The 19,034-nt window shown below is 72.3% G+C and carries 18 protein-coding genes and 1 pseudogene; 5 read left to right on the top strand and 14 right to left on the bottom strand.

The window, feature by feature from the left end; genetic code table 11:
* Positions 1-268 precede the first annotated feature (268 nt).
* Positions 269-463 carry a hypothetical protein gene (locus OHB44_RS07705; protein WP_030487463.1) on the bottom strand — a complete coding sequence of 65 codons (195 nt, stop codon included), beginning with the start codon at positions 461-463 and terminating at the stop codon, positions 269-271.
* A 393-nt stretch (positions 464-856) separates the two neighbouring features.
* On the opposite strand from OHB44_RS07705, the gene OHB44_RS07700 reads away from it, so the two are divergent.
* Both OHB44_RS07700 and OHB44_RS07695 read left to right on the top strand, forming a co-directional pair.
* Positions 857-2,002: a CAP domain-containing protein gene (locus tag OHB44_RS07700; protein ID WP_330440093.1), complete on the top strand. Its 1,146-nt coding sequence runs from the start codon at positions 857-859 to the stop codon at positions 2,000-2,002.
* Between the two features lie 116 nt (positions 2,003-2,118).
* Positions 2,119-2,961 (top strand): endo alpha-1,4 polygalactosaminidase, encoded by an 843-nt coding sequence (locus OHB44_RS07695; RefSeq protein ID WP_266303427.1) that lies wholly within the window; start codon positions 2,119-2,121, stop codon positions 2,959-2,961.
* Between the two features lie 170 nt (positions 2,962-3,131).
* Here OHB44_RS07695 and OHB44_RS07690 read toward each other — a convergent pair whose 3' ends face one another.
* The 9 genes and pseudogenes from OHB44_RS07690 to rsmD form a co-directional block, all read right to left on the bottom strand.
* Positions 3,132-5,351, bottom strand: coding sequence for an MMPL family transporter (locus OHB44_RS07690; RefSeq protein WP_330440092.1), 2,220 nt, complete (start codon positions 5,349-5,351; stop codon positions 3,132-3,134).
* 220 nt (positions 5,352-5,571) lie between these two features.
* Positions 5,572-6,429, bottom strand: coding sequence for a bifunctional DNA-formamidopyrimidine glycosylase/DNA-(apurinic or apyrimidinic site) lyase (mutM, locus tag OHB44_RS07685; RefSeq protein ID WP_238684613.1), 858 nt, complete (start codon positions 6,427-6,429; stop codon positions 5,572-5,574).
* Between the two features lie 193 nt (positions 6,430-6,622).
* Positions 6,623-7,372 (bottom strand): annotated as a pseudogene (gene rnc / locus OHB44_RS07680) (ribonuclease III); the annotation flags it as partial.
* On the bottom strand, positions 7,369-8,352 hold the full coding sequence (locus OHB44_RS07675; RefSeq protein ID WP_266303429.1) for a phosphate acyltransferase: 984 nt from the start codon (positions 8,350-8,352) through the stop codon (positions 7,369-7,371). The pseudogene rnc and the gene OHB44_RS07675, both read right to left, overlap by 4 nt.
* Before the next feature lie 114 nt (positions 8,353-8,466).
* A complete protein-coding gene (gene rpmF, locus OHB44_RS07670) occupies positions 8,467-8,640 on the bottom strand; it encodes a 50S ribosomal protein L32 (RefSeq protein WP_030335284.1) in 174 nt (57 codons plus the stop codon).
* Positions 8,641-8,645: 5 nt separating this feature from the next.
* On the bottom strand, positions 8,646-9,209 hold the full coding sequence (locus tag OHB44_RS07665; protein ID WP_238684615.1) for a YceD family protein: 564 nt from the start codon (positions 9,207-9,209) through the stop codon (positions 8,646-8,648).
* A 109-nt stretch (positions 9,210-9,318) separates the two neighbouring features.
* Positions 9,319-9,816 carry a hypothetical protein gene (locus tag OHB44_RS07660; protein ID WP_238684616.1) on the bottom strand — a complete coding sequence of 166 codons (498 nt, stop codon included), beginning with the start codon at positions 9,814-9,816 and terminating at the stop codon, positions 9,319-9,321.
* Between the two features lie 254 nt (positions 9,817-10,070).
* Positions 10,071-10,553 (bottom strand): pantetheine-phosphate adenylyltransferase, encoded by a 483-nt coding sequence (gene coaD, locus OHB44_RS07655; RefSeq protein ID WP_030335289.1) that lies wholly within the window; start codon positions 10,551-10,553, stop codon positions 10,071-10,073.
* Positions 10,550-11,113 carry a 16S rRNA (guanine(966)-N(2))-methyltransferase RsmD gene (gene rsmD / locus OHB44_RS07650; RefSeq protein WP_266303430.1) on the bottom strand — a complete coding sequence of 188 codons (564 nt, stop codon included), beginning with the start codon at positions 11,111-11,113 and terminating at the stop codon, positions 10,550-10,552. The genes coaD and rsmD overlap by 4 nt, the downstream gene beginning before the upstream one ends.
* Before the next feature lie 398 nt (positions 11,114-11,511).
* Between rsmD and OHB44_RS07645 the strand changes: the two genes are divergently transcribed.
* A complete protein-coding gene (locus tag OHB44_RS07645) occupies positions 11,512-12,687 on the top strand; it encodes an LPXTG cell wall anchor domain-containing protein (protein ID WP_330440081.1) in 1,176 nt (391 codons plus the stop codon).
* A gap of 76 nt (positions 12,688-12,763) precedes the next feature.
* On the opposite strand, the gene recG is transcribed toward OHB44_RS07645, so the two are convergent.
* Entirely contained in the window at positions 12,764-14,962 is a 2,199-nt protein-coding gene (gene recG / locus OHB44_RS07640) for an ATP-dependent DNA helicase RecG (protein WP_330440080.1), read from the bottom strand.
* Positions 14,959-16,575, bottom strand: a complete 1,617-nt coding sequence (locus OHB44_RS07635; RefSeq protein WP_330440079.1) for a DAK2 domain-containing protein — start codon at positions 16,573-16,575, stop codon at positions 14,959-14,961. The genes recG and OHB44_RS07635 overlap by 4 nt, the downstream gene beginning before the upstream one ends.
* A gap of 287 nt (positions 16,576-16,862) precedes the next feature.
* Between OHB44_RS07635 and rpmB the strand changes: the two genes are divergently transcribed.
* Entirely contained in the window at positions 16,863-17,054 is a 192-nt protein-coding gene (gene rpmB, locus OHB44_RS07630; protein ID WP_011905179.1) for a 50S ribosomal protein L28, read from the top strand.
* Between the two features lie 160 nt (positions 17,055-17,214).
* Here rpmB and OHB44_RS07625 read toward each other — a convergent pair whose 3' ends face one another.
* Both OHB44_RS07625 and OHB44_RS07620 read right to left on the bottom strand, forming a co-directional pair.
* Positions 17,215-17,676 (bottom strand): GNAT family N-acetyltransferase, encoded by a 462-nt coding sequence (locus tag OHB44_RS07625; protein WP_330440063.1) that lies wholly within the window; start codon positions 17,674-17,676, stop codon positions 17,215-17,217.
* A gap of 29 nt (positions 17,677-17,705) precedes the next feature.
* Positions 17,706-18,695, bottom strand: coding sequence for a thiamine-phosphate kinase (locus OHB44_RS07620; protein WP_330440062.1), 990 nt, complete (start codon positions 18,693-18,695; stop codon positions 17,706-17,708).
* Between the two features lie 96 nt (positions 18,696-18,791).
* Here OHB44_RS07620 and OHB44_RS07615 point away from each other — a divergent pair, with 96 nt between their 5' ends.
* Positions 18,792-19,025 carry an Lrp/AsnC ligand binding domain-containing protein gene (locus tag OHB44_RS07615; protein ID WP_030487446.1) on the top strand — a complete coding sequence of 78 codons (234 nt, stop codon included), beginning with the start codon at positions 18,792-18,794 and terminating at the stop codon, positions 19,023-19,025.
* The last annotated feature ends 9 nt before the right edge of the window (positions 19,026-19,034 follow it).

Below are 19,034 nucleotides of genomic sequence, written 5' to 3'. Positions count from 1 at the left end.
GGGAGCGGCCCGGCACGCGACCCGCCCCGCGTCGCGTCGACAGTGGGCGCGCTGTCGTCCGGGAGACCGCGGGAAAGACAAGCGCCTTTCATGATCGGCTTATCCGCCGACGCGCTTTTCGGTAACTGTGCGGCGCTGTTCCCGCACGATCGGCCGCATGATCATGAATCGTCGGCGCCGAAAAGGCCCGGGACAGTGTTACGCGCCGGCACAGAGGTGTCGGCGCGCATTTTTGCGATGGTGCGATTCAGTTTTTACGACCTGAAGATCAGGTCAGCGCCGGCTCGGCCAGACGGAGCAGATCGTCCGCCTCCGCCGCAGCCGCCGCGAGCCGATCATTGTCGGCACGCAGACGCGTGATCTCGAACTCCAGTGCCTGAACCCTGGAACGCAGTCGGGTGACCTCGTCGAGCAGACGCCGGTCGGGCGCTGCACCTACGTGGCCGTAGAGGGCCTTCGCCATGCTGACTCCTTGATATGCGCTGCCGGAAAGGCCGGCCAACGCGCGCCCAATTCATACGCGGCTGTCATTCCAGGCTGTATCTGGGCATGACCGGGCGCGACTGGCGACACCTATATATTGAGCCGCAAACCCCTCCTTCGTCAAGTTCTCGCAGGCCGTAGATCATCTCTACGTCGACCTGTCCACTTGTCGGGGGGCTGCCGCAAGGCACGGACACTCTCTGTCCGGACGCCTTTACTGTACGCCCGGATTCACGGAAGTCCGCACCCTGGCGTCCGACTTCCCCTTAACTCTTTCTTAGCCACGTTGCCGCAGGTCGTAGGCGCGCCGTAGCGTCACCCCGGCCCGCAACCGACCCCTGGAGGCATAGGCGTGTACGGCTGGACCGATCCAATGGACCCGAACGGCGCCCCCCGGCGCGCCGAGGGACCGACCGACGAGCCGGCCTGGCTGCACGACCGCCCGGAGCCCCGCTCGGCCTACCTCTTCGGCGACGAGCCCGGTCAGCCGGGCGACGAGTGGCACCGGGAGCAGCCCACCGACAGCCGGCAACCGGCAACCCCCGCCGAGGCGGCCGACGCCCGCACCGTTGCCTGGGGGGCCTACCAGCCGCAGGGCGAAACCGGCGACTGGGGCGACAGCCGCCCGACCCAGGACACCACGGGCGGACGGCGCGCCGAGTCACCCGGCGGCTGGCACACCGACACCGAACCGGAGACCACCGACGGCTGGCGCGGCGCCGCCGAGACCGACCGGCCCAGCGAGGGACGGCACCGCTCCCCACGCCGCTGGCGCCGGCCGCTGATGATCGGGGGCGCCGCCGCGGCCGCCACCCTCGTCGTGAGCTTCGGCGTCGGCGCGCTCACCCTGCCCGGCGGTGACGACGGGGCCGCCCAGCCGACGGCCGTCGACGACTCCTTCGCCACGTCGGCCGCGCCGACCGGAGAGCCGGAGCTGGACGCCCTCGCCGCGCCCTCCCCGTCGACGATCCCCACCCCGGCGTCTCCGAGCCCGTCGCCCAGCAAGGTCGTCAAGCCCACGCCGGCATCGTCGCGGAGCACCGCGGCGTCGCGCCGCAGCGTCGAGCGCAGCACCGCGCCGAGCAACACCGGCGGTTCCACCGGCTCCAGCGGTTCCAGCGGCTCCAGCGGCTCCGTCAGCGCTCAGGCCCGCGAGGTGGTGGACCTGGTCAACGCCGAGCGAGCCAAGGCCGGCTGCAAGGCGCTGAGCATCGACGACAAGCTGATGACGGCCGCCCAACGGCACAGCCAGGACCAGGCCGACAAACAGAACATGTCCCACACCGGCAGCGACGGCAGCAACGCCGGCACCCGACTGGACCGGGTTGGCTACACCTGGCGCACGTACGGCGAGAACGTCGCCTGGAACCAGAAGACCCCGGCCGCGGTGATGGACGCCTGGATGAACAGCTCCGGCCACCGGGCCAACATCCTGAACTGCGCGTTCACCGAGATCGGCGTCGGCATCGCCAACAGCAACGGACCGTACTGGACGCAGGTCTTCGCGGCGCCGCGCTGACCGCGCGTCGTTCCCGCCCCCGCGCTCGTTGACCCGGTGAGGTACGTCCGGCCGGAGCGTGGGGGCCGCGTACCGGTGCGGGCGGCGACCGGCCGCCCGGGACCCGGGAGCTGCCGATGCGGATCCGGCCGCGGCGACGCGTCGCCGTACGCCCAGTGCGTCGCGTCCTGTCCGCCAGCGTCGCCCTCGTGCTCCTGGTGCCGGCGTACGGGTGCCGGCCCGCGCTTACCCCGCCCGGCGCGCCCACGGCGTGGCCGGCGGCGCAGGCCCGGCACTGGCAGTGGCAGTGGCAGCTCAGCGGCCCGCTCGACCCGGCGGTGGACGCCCACGTCTTCCTCCTCGACCCGGTGGCCAGCACCGCCGCACAGACCGCCGAACTGCGCTCCCGGGACCGCCGGCTGATCTGCCAGGTCAACGTGGGATCGGTCCGCTCCGACGACCCGGACGCCAGCCGGTTTCCGGAGGTCATCCAGGGCGGGGCCGGGCGTCGACCCGACAGCCGGTGGCTGGACGTCCGGAGTTGGGACGCGCTCCGGCCGGTGCTGGCCGACCGGTTCCGACTCTGCCGGGGCAAGGGTTTCGGCGCGGTGGCGCTCTTCGACGCCGACGGGTACGCGGCGCGCACCGGCTTTCCGCTCGACTTCGACGACCAACTGCTGTTCAACCGCCGGCTCGCCGAACTGGCCCGCTCGCTGAGCCTCTCCCCGGGGCTGGTCAACGACGTGCCGCAGCTCGCCGCGCTGGCCCCGGACTTCGACTTCGCTGTCAACGAGGAGTGCGTCCGGCTGGCCCAGTGCGCCAAACTGCTGCCGTTCAGCGACGCCGGTAAGCCGGTCTTCCACGTCGAGTACACCGGCTCGACCGACGACTTCTGCGTCACCACCGTCGGCTACGGCTTCGCGTCGATCCGGAAGGACCGCACGCTGGACGCGTCCCGCGAACCCTGCCCCCTCCCCTGACCCCCCACCCCGGCCCCGCCTCGCCTCGCCTCGCCCCGCGATCTTGCACTTTCGGTTGTCGAATTGCCGGGTTAGCCGTGCTTTGTCGCGACAGAATCTGCAAGATCGCCGAGGCGGAGGCCGAGGGGCGAGGCCGAGGGCCGAGGGCGGGGCGGGGCGGGTTCGGTTGGTTAGGGGACTGGGACCAGCTCTGGGGTGGGGGCGGGCGGGTCGGTGGGCGCGGGTGCCGGGCGGGGGCGCAGGAAGCGCGGGGCCCACCAGTTGGCGTCGCCGAGCATTGTCATCAACGCCGGCAGCACCACTCCCCGGATGATGGTGGCGTCCAGCAGGATCGCCGCCGCCAGACCGATGCCGAGCTGCTTCATGTCGATGGTGCTCAGCGTGGCGAAGATCGAGAAGACTCCGACCATCACGATCGCCGCGCTGGTCACCACCCCGGCCGACGAGGTGATCCCGTACGACACGGCGTCGCGGTTGGGCAGGCCGGACCGGACGCCCTCGCGGATCCGACTGACCACGAAGACGTGGTAGTCCATCGAGAGGCCGAAGAGCACCACGAACAGGAACAGTGGCAGCCACGACACGATCGCGCCCATCGACGTGAAGCCGAGCAGTCCCTGTGCCCACTCGCCCTGGAAGATCAGAACCAGCAGGCCGTACGCGGCACCGGCGGAGAGCAGGTTCAGCACGATCGAGCTGGCCGCGATCACCACCGACCGGAAGGTGAACGTCATGACCAGGAAGGTCAGCACCAGCACGAAGCCCATGACCAGCGGCAACTTGTCCCGGACATGCTGGGCGTAGTCCTCGCTGTCGGCGACGCTCCCGCCCACCGCGTACTCGATGCCGGGGATACCCCGCAGTTCGGCCGGGACCAGGTCCCCGCGCAGCTTCTCCAACGACTGCACCGACCGGTCGTCGCGACTGGCGTACGGGGTCGGAACGTCCAGCACCGAGACCCGCCGGTCGGCCGACACCTCGATCTTCGGGCCGTCCGCCTCGGCCGGGGCGAACAGCGGATCGCCGGCCGCCCGGGTGGACAGGCCGGTGAGGGCGGCGCGTACCCGGTCGGCCTGGTCGGCGGGCGCCTGAACGGCCACCACGTGATTGGTGCCGGCGCTCGGGAAGGCGGCGGTGAGCCGGTCGTACGCCTGCATCGCCGGAGTCGTGCGGGGCAGGTCCTCCATGCCGGGGAACTTCAGCTTCATGCCGAGCGCCGGCGCGGCCAGCGCGAGCAGCAGTCCGACCGAGATGACAAGCGTCGCCACCGGCGCGCGCAGCGCGGGCCGGAGCACCGCCGGCCACAGCCGGGGCGTGCGGGGCTCGCCGTGCCGGCCGGTACGCGGCGCGGTCAGTCGCCAGAGCAGCGGCACCCGGGGCCGGTCCACCCATCGGCCGAGCCGGGCCAGCAGGGCGGGCAGGACGGTCAGTGAACCGGTCACCGCGACGGCCACCACGAGGATCGAGCCGATGGCGAGGGACGAGAAGACCACGTCGCCGGCGAGCAGCAGCCCGGCCATCGAGATGATCACCGCGAAGCCGGAGACCACCACGGCGTGCCCGGAGGTCTCCGCGGCGATCTCCACCGCGTCCAGACCGGACCGACCCTTGGCGCGTTCCTCCCGCTCCCGACGGATGTAGAACAGCGAGTAGTCGACGCCGACCGCCATGCCGATCAGCAGGATCACCGGTGCCGTGGTGTCGGTGGCCGGCACCAGGTGCGAGGCGAGAGTGGACAGACCCATCGCGGCGGCCACCGAGGAGAGTGCCAGCAGCACCGGCACGCTCGCCGCGATCAACGCCCCGAACGCGATGATCAGGATCGCCAGGGTGACCGGCAGACTGAGCAGCTCGGCGCGCTTGAAGTCCTTACCCAGGGTGTCGTCCAGGGCTTGGCCGATCGACGGCCCGCCGACCTGCTCGACCCGCAGCCCGGGGTGCGCGGCCTGCACGGAGGCGGTGGCGTCGCGCAACGGCTGCACCCGATCCGAGGCCGTCTCCGAGTCACCCGACATGGTGATCGGTAGCAGCATCGCCGAGCCGTCCCGCGCGGTGACCGGCTGGCCCACCCCGGCCACCCCGGTGACCGTACGCAGGCGGGCCGCCGCATCGTCGGCCGCCGACTTCGCCGCCGCCGGGTCCAACGCGCCACCCCGGGAGGTGATGAGGACGTTGTCCACCGCCGGGTCGTCGAAGGCACCGGCGTCCACGATCAGGCTGGCCCGCCCCGCCTCGCCGATCGCCTGGTCACCGCTGGTGGCCTCGTTGAGCCCGGCGGCGCTGCCACCCACGAAGCACACCGCCACGAACACGGCCCACAGTGCGATCGCCCGCCACGGGTGCTCGGCGCTCCACCGCGCCAGCCGCACCGTCACCGGTCTTCTCCCCATCTCGGGTCCCCCTGTCACGTCAACCCCCTGTCAACGGTGCTGACGCTAGGTGCGTGACGAGGCGGTCACATCGGGGATCGACCCGGGCCCACCCTGGAACCACCGGACCGGGCGCGGGGGTCCGTTCGCCGGGGGTCGAACCCCGATCCGGGCGTACACCAGGGTCCACCCCGGAGCGACCCGCCGCGACCCGCCGGCATCGCCCCGAGCCGGCTCCGGGTCATCCCCGAAGGGAACCCCGGGGCCGTGGCTGACAGTGCGGGCAGCTGTACGAGGACCGGTTCATGAACGCCTCACGGCGGATCGGCGCGCCACACCGCCGGCACGGCTCGCCCTCGCGGCCGTACGCGTTGAGCGCCCGGTCGAAGTAGCCACTCTCGCCGTTGACGTTCACATAGAGGGCGTCGAAGCTGGTGCCGCCCTCGCTGATCGCCTCGGCCAGCACGTCGCGGACGTGGCCGAGCAGGCGCTGCGCGGCCGGGCCGGTCAGCGCGTCGGTGGGTCGGCCACCGTGCAGCTTGGCGCGCCAGAGCGCCTCGTCGGCGTAGATGTTGCCCACCCCGGAGATCAGGGTCTGGTCGAGCAGCGCCCGCTTCACCTCGGTGTGCCGGCGGCGCAGCGCCGCGACGAACGCCTCGTCGGAGAACTCCGGGTCCATCGGGTCGCGGGCGATGTGCGCGATCTCGTCGGGCAACTCGGCGCCACCCTCGCTCACCGAGAGCCCGCCGAACGTGCGCTGGTCGACGAAGCGCAGCTCCGGACCGTCGTCGCTGAACCGGAACCGGACCCGAAGGTGGGTCTCGTCAGGCGTCCCGGGTGGCTGGAGCAGCAGTTGACCCGACATGCCGAGGTGCCCGACGATCGCGTCACCGCTGTCCAGTGGCAGCCACAGGTACTTGCCGCGACGGCGGGCGTCCAGCACCGTCCGGCCGGCGAGCACGTCGGCGAAGTGCACGTCGCCGGGAACGTGCCGGCGGACCGCACGCGGATGACGAACCTCGACCGAGGCGATCCGACGGCCGACGACCCACTGGGCCACCCCCTGCCGGACGGTCTCCACCTCGGGCAGCTCAGGCACGCGGCCGACCCGTCTCGTGACCGTCGGCGCCCCCGGCCGGCAGCGCCTGCGCCAGGTGGTCGGCCTGCTCGGCCTGAGCCGCCCGCTCCGCGCGCTCCAACGGCCCGAACGGCTCGTCGGAGTCGGCCGAGTCGTCCCGACCGATCGGCTGGTCCTGGCGATCGTCGCCGGCCCGACCACCCCGACCGTCGTCGCCGGCCCGACCGTCCTTGCCGTCGTCGCCGTTCTGACCGTTCTGCTCGGCGAGCGTCCGCCAGGCGGCCTCGGCGGCCCGCTGCTCGGCCTCCTTCTTGCTGCGCCCCTCGGCGCCGCCGTACCGGATGCCGGCCACCACCACCCAGGCGGTGAACGTCTTGAGGTGATCCGGGCCGGTGCCCTCGATCCGGTACTCCGGGACGCCGAGACCGAGCGCCGCCGTCAGCTCCTGGAGGCTGGTCTTCCAGTCCAGTGCGGCTCCGCGACCGGCCGACTCGGCCATCAGCGGGTCGAAGAGCCGGTGGATGACGATCCCGGTGGTGTCCAGGCCGTACTGGAGGTAGATCGCCCCGAGCAGCGCCTCCAGTGTGTCGGCGAGGATGCTCGCCTTGTCCCGACCACCGGTCGTCTCCTCACCCTTGCCGAGCAGCAGGTACGCGCCGAGCCCGTCCGGGCCCAGACCGCGGGCCACGTCGGCGAGCGCCCGCATGTTGACCACGCTGGCCCGCAGCTTGGCCAACTGCCCCTCGGGCAGATCGGGGTGGTTGTGGAACAGCGCCGTGGTGATCACCACGCCGAGCACCGAGTCGCCGAGGAACTCCAGCCGCTCGTTGGTCGGCAGCCCGCCGTTCTCGTACGCGTACGACCGGTGGGTCAACGCGCGCTGGAGCAGCTCGGGTTCCAGGCTCACTCCGAAGGCGGCTTCCAGGTGACCGACGGACGCCCGCCGCCGCTTGTCGTTGCTCATGTGCGTACCTCGGTGTCGGTGGAGCGGTCGGTGCGACCCGTCGCGGCGTCGCTGTCGAGCAACGCGGAGACCAGATCGGTGGCGCGCCGCCGCCACAGGTGGGCGGCGAGAGCTATGCCGGAGGCGACGTCGTCGGCCCGGGCGGACCCGTGACAGACGACCACCGTCCCCGCGACGCCCAGCAGGGCCGCCGCGCGGGGCGCGCCGCCCTGGGCAGGTGGGCCGCCGGCCATCGCGTACGCGCCCTCAATGGCCTTGAGCAGCACGTTACCGGTGAAGCCGTCGGTGACAACCACATCGGCGCGCGCGCCGAGGGCCACGTCGTACCCCTCGACCAGGCCGACGTAGCGCGCCCCGCCGGGCAGCGGTTCGACGGCGAGCAGGGGGTCGGTGGCGCGGCGGACCCGGTCGCCCTTGCCGGCCTCGGTGCCGACCGAGAGCAGCCCGACCCGGGGCGCGGCGATCGAGTGGGCCACCGCCGCGTACGCGGCGCCGAGCACGGCGTGGCGGGCGAGGGTGGCCGGGCGGGGTTCGAGGGAGCCGCCGACGTCGAGCAACACGACAGGCCCCGCCACTGCGGGCAGGGTGGCCGCCAGAGCGGGTTGGCGGATCTCCGGCGAGCGGCCGAGACCGAGTACGGCAGCGGTGACTGTGGCGCCGGTGGCGCCGGCGGAGACCAGGGCGTCGGCGGTCCCGTCCCGGACGGCGGTGACCGCGGCCCGGACGGTGCTCTCGGAGCGGGCGGCGCTGGGATGGTCGGCCATGCCGACGACATCGCGAACGGGCCGCACCGTGATCCGGGCGCGTTGCGCCGGATCGAGGGCAGCAATCAGCTCGTCGGCGACCTCGGTCGGACCGACGAGAAGCAGATGCAGGTCAGGGTCGGCGCGCATGGCCCGCAGAGCGCCGTCAACCACGACGGCGGGAGCGTCGTCCCCGCCGAGGAGGTCAACGGCGATCCGCGCGGCGCCCGGCTCCACCGGAACGCCGGCCGGATTGGGCCGGCCGGCGTCGGAGGGAGCCGGAGCACCGGGCGAATGCCAGGATGCGCGCGCCGCCCGACCTGGGGTCGGGGGCGTCACTCGGCGTCCAGGTCAGACCTCGAGAACCTGGCGGCCGTTGTAGGTGCCGCAGACGGAGCAGGCGGCGTGCGGCAGCTTCGGGGACTTGCACTGCGGGCACGCAACGGTCGCGACCACTGTCGCCTTCCAGTTCGCCCGGCGGGACCGGGTGTTGCTGCGCGACATCTTGCGCTTCGGGACGGCCACGGTTCTTACTCCTCTGTAACGGTCAGTTGCGACAGGCCCGCCCAACGCGGGTCGATCTGCTGGTGACTGTGGTCGGCCGGCAGATCGTCCCAGTGCGCCCCGCATTCGGGGCACAGTCCTGGGCAGTCCTCCCGGCAGAGCGGGTTGGTCGGCAGCGTGAGCACCAACGCGTCCCGCAGCGCCGGCTCCAGGTCGATCAGATCGCCCTGCATCCGGCCCACCTCGTCCTCGTCGGTCGTGGCGTCCGTGGTGCTGTCCTCGTACGCGTACAGCTCCTGGATCGTCACGCCCATCGAGTCGTTGATCTCGCGCAGGCAACGGCCGCACTCGCCCCGGACGGGACCGGTGATGGTCCCGGAGACGAGCACGCCCTCGGACACCGACTGCAACCTCAGATCGAGGTCGAGGTCCGCGCCCTCCGGCACGCCGATCAACTCCACACCGAGGTCCGCCGGTGCCGGCACGACCCGCTGGACCTCACGCAACGCGCCAGGGCGACGCGGCAGGTCCCTCGTGTCGAGGACCAGCGGCGCCCTGGGGTTGAGTGTCGATGGCGAGTGCTTGGGCATAGTTAGACTCCGGCCGGTGAGAGGCCGACAAAAAAGGTTACCTGGACGACCGCCGGCCCGTCGAACCGGGGGCGACGCCCGCCTGAGAAGTCGGCTGGTGAGGTGCCGCTCAGAAGGGTAGCGGGCGTTCCGCCTCATCCCCACCGAAGGTGCCGATCTCCCGTAGCGCGTGCATCTTGTCGCGGCCGCGCTCTATCGAGGCCAGCGCCCGGGTGAGGAACTGCTCGAAGTTGGCCAGCGCGGTGTCGACGTAGTCGTCGACCTCCTCACGCAGGCGCTGCGCCTCGGCGCGGGCCTCGCCGATGATCCGGGCGCCCTCGTGCTCGGCCGACACGGTGATCTCGTTCACCGAGACCAGGCGGGCGTGTTCTGCCTCACCCTCGCTGATGATCCGGTCCGCCTCGCGCTTGCCGGCTTCCATGATCTTGTCGCGCTCCTCCAGGAGCGCGGCGGCGCGACGCAGGTCGGCGGGGAGATCGACACGCATCTCATCGAGGGCAGCGATCATCTCACCCCGGTCGACCATGCAGTTGTTGCGCGACATCGGGACGGAGCGCGCCTGCTCCAGGATGGCGATCAGTTCGTCGATGCGATCGAGCGGGTCCACCGGCTACCTCACTCCTGTCGTTCGTCGGCCGACCTCCATGATGCGGGCTACGGCCGTTCCCCGCGCCACCAATCATGTCGTGCCGGCCCCACCGCCGCCCCACTCACCCCAACCCGGCGAGTCGCGACATAGTCACCCCCGGCTCCCACCACGCCGATCTTGCACTTTCGGTCGCGTCAAATCACGCCGAAAGGGGCGATGCGGGCACCGTAAGTGCAAGATCGCGAGGATGAAAGGGGGAGGCCAGGGTCCGCTTAGCGGCGGGGGCCCAGGCGGGCCTGGAGGGCTTCGCGGACCGGGTCGGGGACGTGGGCGGAGATGTCGCCACCCCACTTGGCCACGTCCTTGACCAGGCTCGAGGAGAGGAACGAGTAGAGCGGATTGGTCGGCATGAAGAGCGTCTCGACGCCGGCCAGACCGATGTTCATCTGGGCCATCTGCAACTCGTAGTCGAAGTCGCTGACCGCCCGCAGGCCCTTGATCAGCACACTGGCCTGCTGGGCCCGGCAGAAGTCCACCAGCAGCCCTCGGAACGACTCGACCCGCACGTTGCCGTACGACGAGGTCACCTCGCGGAGCATCTCGATGCGCTCCTCGACGGTGAACAGGCCACTCTTCGACTGATTCACCAGCACACCGACGATCACCTCATCGAAGAGCCGACTGGCCCGCCCGATGATGTCGAGGTGTCCGTTGGTGACCGGGTCGAACGAACCGGGGCACACCGCACGTCTCATGATCGGCGACCGTACCAAAGGGTGGTCTCGCCGTAACGACGACTGCGCTCGGGGGTGATCCCCTCCACCCAGTCGAACTCCCTGGTGCGACGGGACCGCTCCACCACCACCAAGGCGTCGGGCGCCAGCCAGCCGCCGTCGACGAGCGCGGCCAACAGCGCGGTGATCTCCTCGTCCGGCACGGCGTACGGCGGGTCGGCGAAGACCACGTCGTACGGCTCACCGTCGGGTCCGGCGGCCAGCACCGTCGCCACCTTGCCGGTGACCAGACGAGCCGCCGGACCGGCACGGAGGGCCGCCACGTTCTCCCGGATCACCCGGGCCGCACGCGGGTCGGACTCGACAAGCAACACGTGCCGGGCACCCCGGGAGAGCGCCTCCAGACCGACCGCGCCGGAGCCGGCGTACAGGTCGGCGAAGCGGGCGCCGTCGAGATCGACCTCGGCCTGGACGGCACTGAACAGCGCCTCCCGGACCCGGTCCGAGGTGGGTCGGGTGCCGGCGCCGGGCGGCGCGGCGATCCGCCGGCCACCGAGCGTCCCGGCCACGATCCGGGTCACCGTTTCCTCCTGCTCATGCCCGCGACGCTACGCGATGCGGCGCGGACCCGGTCAGCGCGGCGCAGATCCGAGGAGTAGGCCGGCCAGCCACGACGGGGAGCACCTGAGCAGCCCCGACGGCGCGGCATCCACCGTGGAGCCACGGCGGACAAGACCGTCCCCAGTGACCGGACCGACACCATCGGTGCATCAAAGATCACGAATCGACTACATTGCCGGATGGCAATGATCTGAACTCCCCTCATTAACCACCCATCAGTACAGTCTCCCCCTGTCCCCGCTTTCGCCGCGGGAACGCCACCGCGTCGCGCGACGCCCCGGTGAGCAGGTGACTCCCCGGTCACGATGTCTCCCGGCCTCCCGCCACGCGATCCGTACCCCCCTCACCAGGAGCAGGCGTGAACCCTCCCAAGTCTCCGTTCCGGCGCGTCGCGGCCATCGCCGCGGGCGCGCTGATCGGCCTCGCCGGCATCGGCGTCTTCGCGAGCCCCGCGAGCGCCCACTACACCGAGCCGAGCGGCCAAGCGGTCTGCGACACCACCACCGGAGAGTGGGTGGTGAACTGGACCGTCAAGAGCGTCTACCACTACTCCTCGAAGAGCTTCCAGCTGTCGAGCGTCGCGCTCACCCCCGCCAACACCACGGTGACCAACATCGTCGCGGCGTCGGACAAGTCCTCCTACCCGTATGACGTCAACACGCCGATCACCGGCGTGCAGCGGGTGCCCGGCTCGGCCACTGAGGCCACCCTCGCCGTGAAGGCCCGCTGGGACGACGGCTACCCCGAGAAGGACGCCCGCACGGCGAAGGTGACGTTCGAGGGCACCTGCGAGAAGGACGCGCCGCCGGCCAGCCCGTCGCCGGAGCCGACGCCGAGCGCCACGCCGACCACGCCGCCGACGACGCCGCCGGCGGTGTCCATCCCCACCGCCAGCTTCGCCTCCGACTGTGAGGGCGCCGTCACGGTGACGCTCGCCAACGGCGCGGACGCCACGACCGACGCCAAGCTCACCGTCAAGGCCAAGGGCTTCTCGAAGACCTACACCGTCAAGCCAGGCGACAGCAAGAAGGACATCGTCGTTCCGGCCAAGGCCGGCGAGATCACCGTCAGCGAGGGTGACAAGCCGGTCGGCGAGCCCTACACCTGGGCGACCCCCGAGGACTGCGTCAAGCCGGGCGAGCCCCAGGCCGGCTACGAGTCCACCTGCGACAAGCTGATCTTCGGCTTCGCCAACCCGGAGGACGGCAAGGCCTTCGAGGTGACCCTGACCCCGAACAAGGGTGAGGCCCAGAAGCGGACCGTCGAGCCGGGCAAGACCGTGGTCGTCGAGTTCAAGGCGTTCGAGGGTCTGACCGTGACGCCGGCGGCCGAGGGCCTCGACGACACCAGCCCGATCGCCTGGGAGAAGCCGGCCGAGTGCGCCCCGGGTCAGGGTGGCGGTAAGGACGAGCCGGCCCTGCCGCTGACCGGTGCTGCCACCGGCGGCATCATCGCCGGTGCCGCGGTGCTGCTGGCCGCCGGTGCCGCCCTGTTCGTGGTGGCCCGTCGTCGTCGGGTTCGCTTCACCGCCTGAACCAACACGCTCTGACAGTTGAGGGCGCGTCGACCCCCCGGTCGGCGCGCCCTCAACCATGTGACGACCTGCGCGGTCAGCCCTTTTCCAGGTACTCCGCGCGGTCCTCGTCCACCAGTGCGGCCACCGAGGCGGCAAGTGCCGGGCTGCGGGCCAGCTCCGGGTCGTCCTCGATCAGGGTGATCGCCTCGGCGCGGGCGTCGCGGATCAGGTCGGCATCGCGTCGCAGGGACAGCAACCGCAGGTGCGAGCGGTGCCCGGACTGGGTGGCACCCAGCACGTCACCTTCGCGGCGTTGCTCCAGATCCAGTTCGGCGAGCTTGAAACCGTCGCTCGTGGACGCCACAGCGTCCAATCGTTCCCGCGCCGACGAACCCTCGGCCGCCTCGCTGACCAGCAGGCACAGCCCGGCGGCGGCGCCCCGGCCGACCCGGCCCCGCAGCTGGTGCAGCTGGGAGACGCCGAACCGCTCGGCGTCGAGCACGATCATCACTGTGGCGTTCGGCACGTCGACGCCGACCTCGATCACTGTCGTCGCCACCAGCACGTCCAGGTCGCCGGCCGCGAAGGACCGCATCACCGCGTCCTTCTCGTCGGCCGGCAGGCGACCATGCAGCACGCCGATCCGCAGGCCGTGCAGCGGGCCCTCGGCCAGCAGCGGGGCGACCTCGGTCACCGCCAGCGGCGGCCGACGGCCGTTGTCGTCCTCGGGTGGCGGTTCCTCGTCGCTGGTCGGCCCGTCACCGATTCGCGGGCACACCACGTACGCCTGGTGGCCGGCGGTCACCTCCTCGCGCAGTCGACGCCAGGCCCGGTCCAGGTAGGCCGGCTTCTCGGCGGCCGGCACCACGTGCGAGGTGATCGGCGACCGCCCCCGGGGCAGCTGGGAGAGCGTGGAGACCTCCAGGTCGCCGTAGACGGTCATCGCCACAGTGCGCGGGATCGGGGTGGCCGTCATCACCAGCACGTGCGGCGGCTGGTCGGCCTTGGCCCGCAGGGCGTCGCGCTGCTCCACGCCGAAGCGGTGCTGCTCGTCGACCACCACCAGGCCGAGGTCGGCGAAGTCGACCCCCTCGTACAGCAGGGCGTGGGTGCCGAGCACGATGCCGGCGGCGCCGCTGGCCACCTCGCCGAGCGCCCGGCGGCGGGCCGCCGCGCCCAGGGAGCCGGTGACCAGCTCGACCCGGGTGGCGTGCTCGGCGGAGCCCAGCTCACCGGCCCGCCCGAGCGGCCCGAGCAGGTCGAGCATGCCCCGGTGGTGCTGGGCGGCCAGCACCTCGGTGGGCGCCAGCAGCGCGGCCTGCCCGCCCGCGTCGACCACCTGGAGCATCGCCCGTAGCGCCACCACCGTCTTGCCCGAGCCCACCTCGCCCTGCAACAGACGGTGCATGGGGTGCGGAGTGGCCAGGTCCGCCGCGATCTCCACACCGACCTCCCGCTGACCGGCCGTCAGCTCGTACGGGAGTCGGGCGTCGAAGGCTTCCAACAGCCCGCCAGGGTGCGCCGGGCGGGGCCGGGCCGGCCAGTCGGCCGCCCGGTGCTTGCGCTGCACCAGGGTCACCTGGACGGCGAAGGCCTCGTCCCACTTGAGGCGCCGCCGCGCCTGGTGCAGCGCCTCCTTGCTGGACGGCCGGTGGATCTCGGTCAGCGCGGCGCCCAGCCCGACCAGCTTGCGGCTGGCCCGCACGGCGCTCGGCAGTGGATCGTCCGGCGGGGTGAAGGTGTCCAGTACGACGCGCACGCAGCGCGCGATCACCCAGGTCGGCACGGCCGCGGCGGCCGGGTAGACCGGGATCAACGCCCCGGCGAACTCCTCGATGTCGTCGCTGACCGCCGCCTCGCCGTCGCCACCCTCGCCGAGCAGGACGTACTCCGGGCCGTTGAGCTGCCGTTTGCCCCGGAACTCGGTGACCTTGCCGGCGAACAGACCCCACCGGCCCGGGCGCAGCTCACGCTCGCGCCACGCCTGGTTGCCGAAGAAGGTCAACGTCAGCACCCCGCCGGAGCCGTCGCCGACTGTCACCTCCAGCAGATTGCCCCGCCGCTGACGCATCGGGCGCACCGCGGTGCGCTGCACCTGGGCCAACACGGTGACCTGCTCACCGACGTCCAGTGAGCGGATGTCGGTGTGCTCACCACGCTCGTCGTAGCGACGCGGAAAGTGGTAGACCAGGTCACCCGCGGTGTGCAGGTCGAGGTGCGAGGCCAGCGCCTTGGCTGTCTTGTCCCCGACCAGCTTCTTCAGCGGAGTGTCCACAGTGGCTGGTTCGCTCATTCGATCCCTACCAGGAGCGGATAAAACGGCTGGCCGCCCGGGTACGCGTGCACCTCGACGAACGGCCAGCGCCGCGCGACGTGCGCGCGGACGGCGTCGGTGAGCCCGGCCGGGGCGTCCACCCCGGCCAGCAGGGTGACCATCTCGCCACCACCGCCGAGCATCCGGTCGACCACCGCGGCGCAGGTGTCGGTGAGGTCGGTGCCGATCAGGTGCACCTCCCCCTCCACCAGCGCCAGCACGTCACCGGGACGGCACGGGCCGGCCACTGTCAGCGCCTCCCGGCTGGCATGGCAGACCTCGGCGTAGCGGCAGGCGCCGGCCGCCTCGGCCATCGCGATGACGTCGTCCTCGAAACGGCGGTCACCGTCGCGGACCGCGAGGGCTGCGAGGGCCTGCACCGGTGAGCGGGTCGGCACCACGCTCACCTTGATGCCGTACCGATGGGCCTCGCGGGCGGCCGCGCTCGCCACCGCCTCGGTGTTGGCGTCGTTGGGCAGCACCACCACCCGGGCCGCGCCGGTGCTGCGGACGGCGTCCAGCAGCTCACCGGTGGACGGGTTGCCCGGCACGACCGTGGCGCCCTCCGCGGCGAACAGGTCGGCGATGCCGCCGCCGGTGGCCACCACCACAGCGGCCCGGCCGGCCACCACCGGGCCGGAGGGCGACTCCGACTGGTCGGCGAACCGGGTGACCGAGATGCGGTAGGGGCGGCCGGCGGCAACACCGGCCTCGACCGCCGCACCCACGTCGTTGACGTGCACGTGCACGTTCCAGGTGCCTTCCGGCTCGCGCCCGTCGCCGACGACGACCAGCGAATCTCCCAGGGCGTCGAGCGCCCGCCGCAGACCGGCGACCGCCTCGGCCGGGGCGTCGAGCAGGAACTGCACCTCGTACGCGTATTCGTCGGAACCGGTCTCGCGGGCGACGGTGGCCGCCGGGCGGGCGGCGGAGCGCGGCGTCGGCGCGGGCCGGGCGGTGCGCTCCCCGGTCAGCACCTCGACCAGGGCGTCGAGCAGGACGCAGAGCCCTCGGCCACCGGCGTCGACCACACCGGCGCGGGCCAGCGCCGGTAGCTGTTCCGGTGTGCGGGCGAGCGCCTCGGCCGCCGCCCGGGCCGCGACACCGGCCACCGTCGGCAGGTCGTCGCTGTCCACGCCCTCGGCCGCGGCGGCGGCCGCCGCGACAACGGTGAGCACTGTGCCCTCGACCGGCCGGGAGACCGCTGTGTACGCGGCGGTGGTGCCGGAGCGCAGCGCGGCGGCCAATTCCCTGCCACGCACCGCCGGCACCCCGGCGACCTGGTCGGCGAAACCACGCAGGATCTGCGAGAGGATCACCCCGGAGTTGCCCCGCGCGCCGAGCAGCGCGCCCTGGGCCATCAGCCGTAGCGCGTGCCCGTGCGCCGTCGGCCCGCTGTCGGGGAGAGTGTCCAGATCCATGGCGAGGGCCTGCTGCGCCGAGGTGAGGGTGAGCACCAGGTTGGTGCCGGTGTCGCCGTCGGGCACCGGATAGACGTTGAGCTGGTCGATCTCGCCCTGGTGGCGCTTCAGTGCGGCCAGCCCGCTCGCGCACCAGCGGCGGACCGCGGCGGCGTCGAGGGTGTCCAGCACGGGCAGAAGCCTACTGGCGCGCACCGACACCCGTCGGACTCGTCCGGCGTGTCCCCGCCGGCCCGGGCCGGCGCTGGCCGCGGCGCGGACGAGCGCCTCCGGTACCCTTGCCGCCGGGCCGGCCCACCGTTGGGCGGGCGGGCCCGCGACCAGGCGGAAGCCGGGGCACGGGCGAGCGCCGGACCGGGCCGGTTGGCCGGGTCGGCGAGTCATCGGGTAACCTGACCAGGTTGCCCGGGCAGCACCTGCCGGCGACCTCATGAACGTATCAATCCCAGGAGTATCCCGTGGCTAGCGTGTGCGACGTCTGTGGCAAGGGACCGGGCTTCGGCCACAACGTGTCCCACTCGCACCGGCGGACCAACCGCCGCTGGAACCCGAACATCCAGTCGGTGCGTACCCCGGCCGGTGGCGGCAACACCAAGAAGTTGAAGGTCTGCACCTCGTGCATCAAGGCCGGCAAGGTCACCCGCGCCTGACGCGGTAGCACCCACCTTTTCGTTCGGCTCAGCCGGCGGACCCCGAGGGTCCGCCGGCTCTGTCGTGTCCGCGGCCCGGCACCGCGCGCCTACGTCTGGCGCGCGGTGCCCGGCCGGGCCGACCGTGACACCTGGCACACCGGCAGGGCTGACCCATAGGTCAGAGGGTGCGGCCGAAGGAGACGCAACCCTCCGCGTCCTTGTAGAAGCCGAAGTTCGGGATCCGCTCGTACCCGGCGGAGCCGTACATGGCGATCGCCTCGGGCTGCTTGTCGCCACACTCCAGGACCACTCGCTTGCGGCCGTGCTCGCGGGCGGAGCGCTCGACGGCCGCCAGCACCGCCCGGGCCACCCCCCGCCCCCGTGCCGCCGGGGCCGTGTACATCCGCTTCAGCTCCGCGCTGTCCGCGCCGTGGCTGCGCCAGCCACCGCAGCCGACCGGCTCGCCGGCCAGGTAGGCCACCAGGAACGCCCCATCGGGCGGCTCGAACTCGGCCGCGTCCACCGGGGTGTCGTCGCCGGTGCCACCGTAGCGGGCACCGAGGTCGGCCAGTGCGGCGATGATCAGGTGCTGCGCCTCCGGTGCGTCGAACCGCACCACCCGGATCTCGATCTCACTCACGGTATCCAGGGTACGGCCGCCTGCGGGCCTCACCGGAAGTGGTCCCAGCCGGCCGGGCCGTCGTGGGCGACGCCGTCGACAGTCACGCCGGCACCCTCGGTGACCAGACCGATCGGCCGCCAGTCCGGCGGCAGCACCACCGCCGGGGGGAAGGTCGCGGCCAGCGCATGATCGTCGCCACCGGCGAGGATCCAGGTGTACGGGTCGACGCCGAGCGCCTGCGCCGCGTCGGCCATCTGCCGGGGCACCTCGAACCCGTCGCGGCGTACGTCGATCGCCACCCCGCTGGCCGCCGAGACGTGCCCGAGGTCGGCGAGGAGCCCGTCCGACACGTCGATCATGGAGGTGGCGCCGAGCTGGGCGGCCTGCGGTCCGGCCTGGTAGGGCACCTGCGGCCGCCGGTACGCCTCGACCAACAGCCGAGGGGTACGGAAGCCCCGGGTCAGCACGGTCAGCCCGGCTGCCGCGAACCCGGTGCGCCCCGCCAGAGCGAGCACGTCCCCCGGTCGGGCGCCCGAGCGCAGCACGGGCGGACGGCCCGCCAGGTCGCCCAGCGCGGTGACCGCGACGGTCAGGGTGGGACTGGCCGACATGTCGCCGCCGACGACGCTCGCGCCGACAGTCGCCGCCTCCGCGGAGAGCCCGTCGGCCAGTTCCTCCGCCCACGCGGTGTCCAGGTCCGCCGGCATGCAGAGAGCGACCAGCAGGGCTGTCGGCGTGGCACCCATCGCCGCGATGTCCGCCAGGTTGGCGGCTGCCGCCCGGTGCCCGACGTCGCGGGCCGAGGACCAGTCCCGCCGGAAGTGCCGCCCGTCGACAAGCACGTCGGTGGAGGCCGCCACCCGGCCGTCCGGCGCGGCCACCACCGCCGCGTCGTCGCCCGGACCGAGCAGGGTCGTCGGCCCGTACGACAGCCGGGCGGTGATCTTCCCGATCAGCCCGAACTCCCCGATCCCGGACACGCCGACGCCACCGCGGGCGTTCCGCCCGTGCTGCCCGGCTCCGCCGTGCTCGCTCACCGCTGCTCCTTGACCACCGATAGGGATCAGACCTGGTCCGTAAGGTACTTTCACCCTTCGGGCCGCTCCCGGGCGGCGACGGACGGAGGTCGAGTCGTGGTACAGGCGTACATCCTCATCCAGACCGAGGTCGGGCGCGCACGTGACGTGGCGGGTCTCATCGCGGACATCCCCGGCGTGGTACGCGTCGACGCCGTCACCGGCCCGTACGACGTGGTCGTCCTCACCGAGGCGAACACCGTCGACGAGCTCGGCAAACTCATCGTCAGCAAGGTGCAGATGGTGCCCGGCATCACCCGCACCCTCACGTGTTCGGTGGTGCGGCTGTAAGTGGACGAG

The organism is Micromonospora sp. NBC_00821 (assembly GCF_036347035.1).
GTDB lineage: Bacteria > Actinomycetota > Actinomycetes > Mycobacteriales > Micromonosporaceae > Micromonospora > Micromonospora hortensis.
The sequence above is the reverse complement of the archived record's forward strand: the minus strand, read 5'-3'. Positions and strand labels throughout refer to the sequence as shown.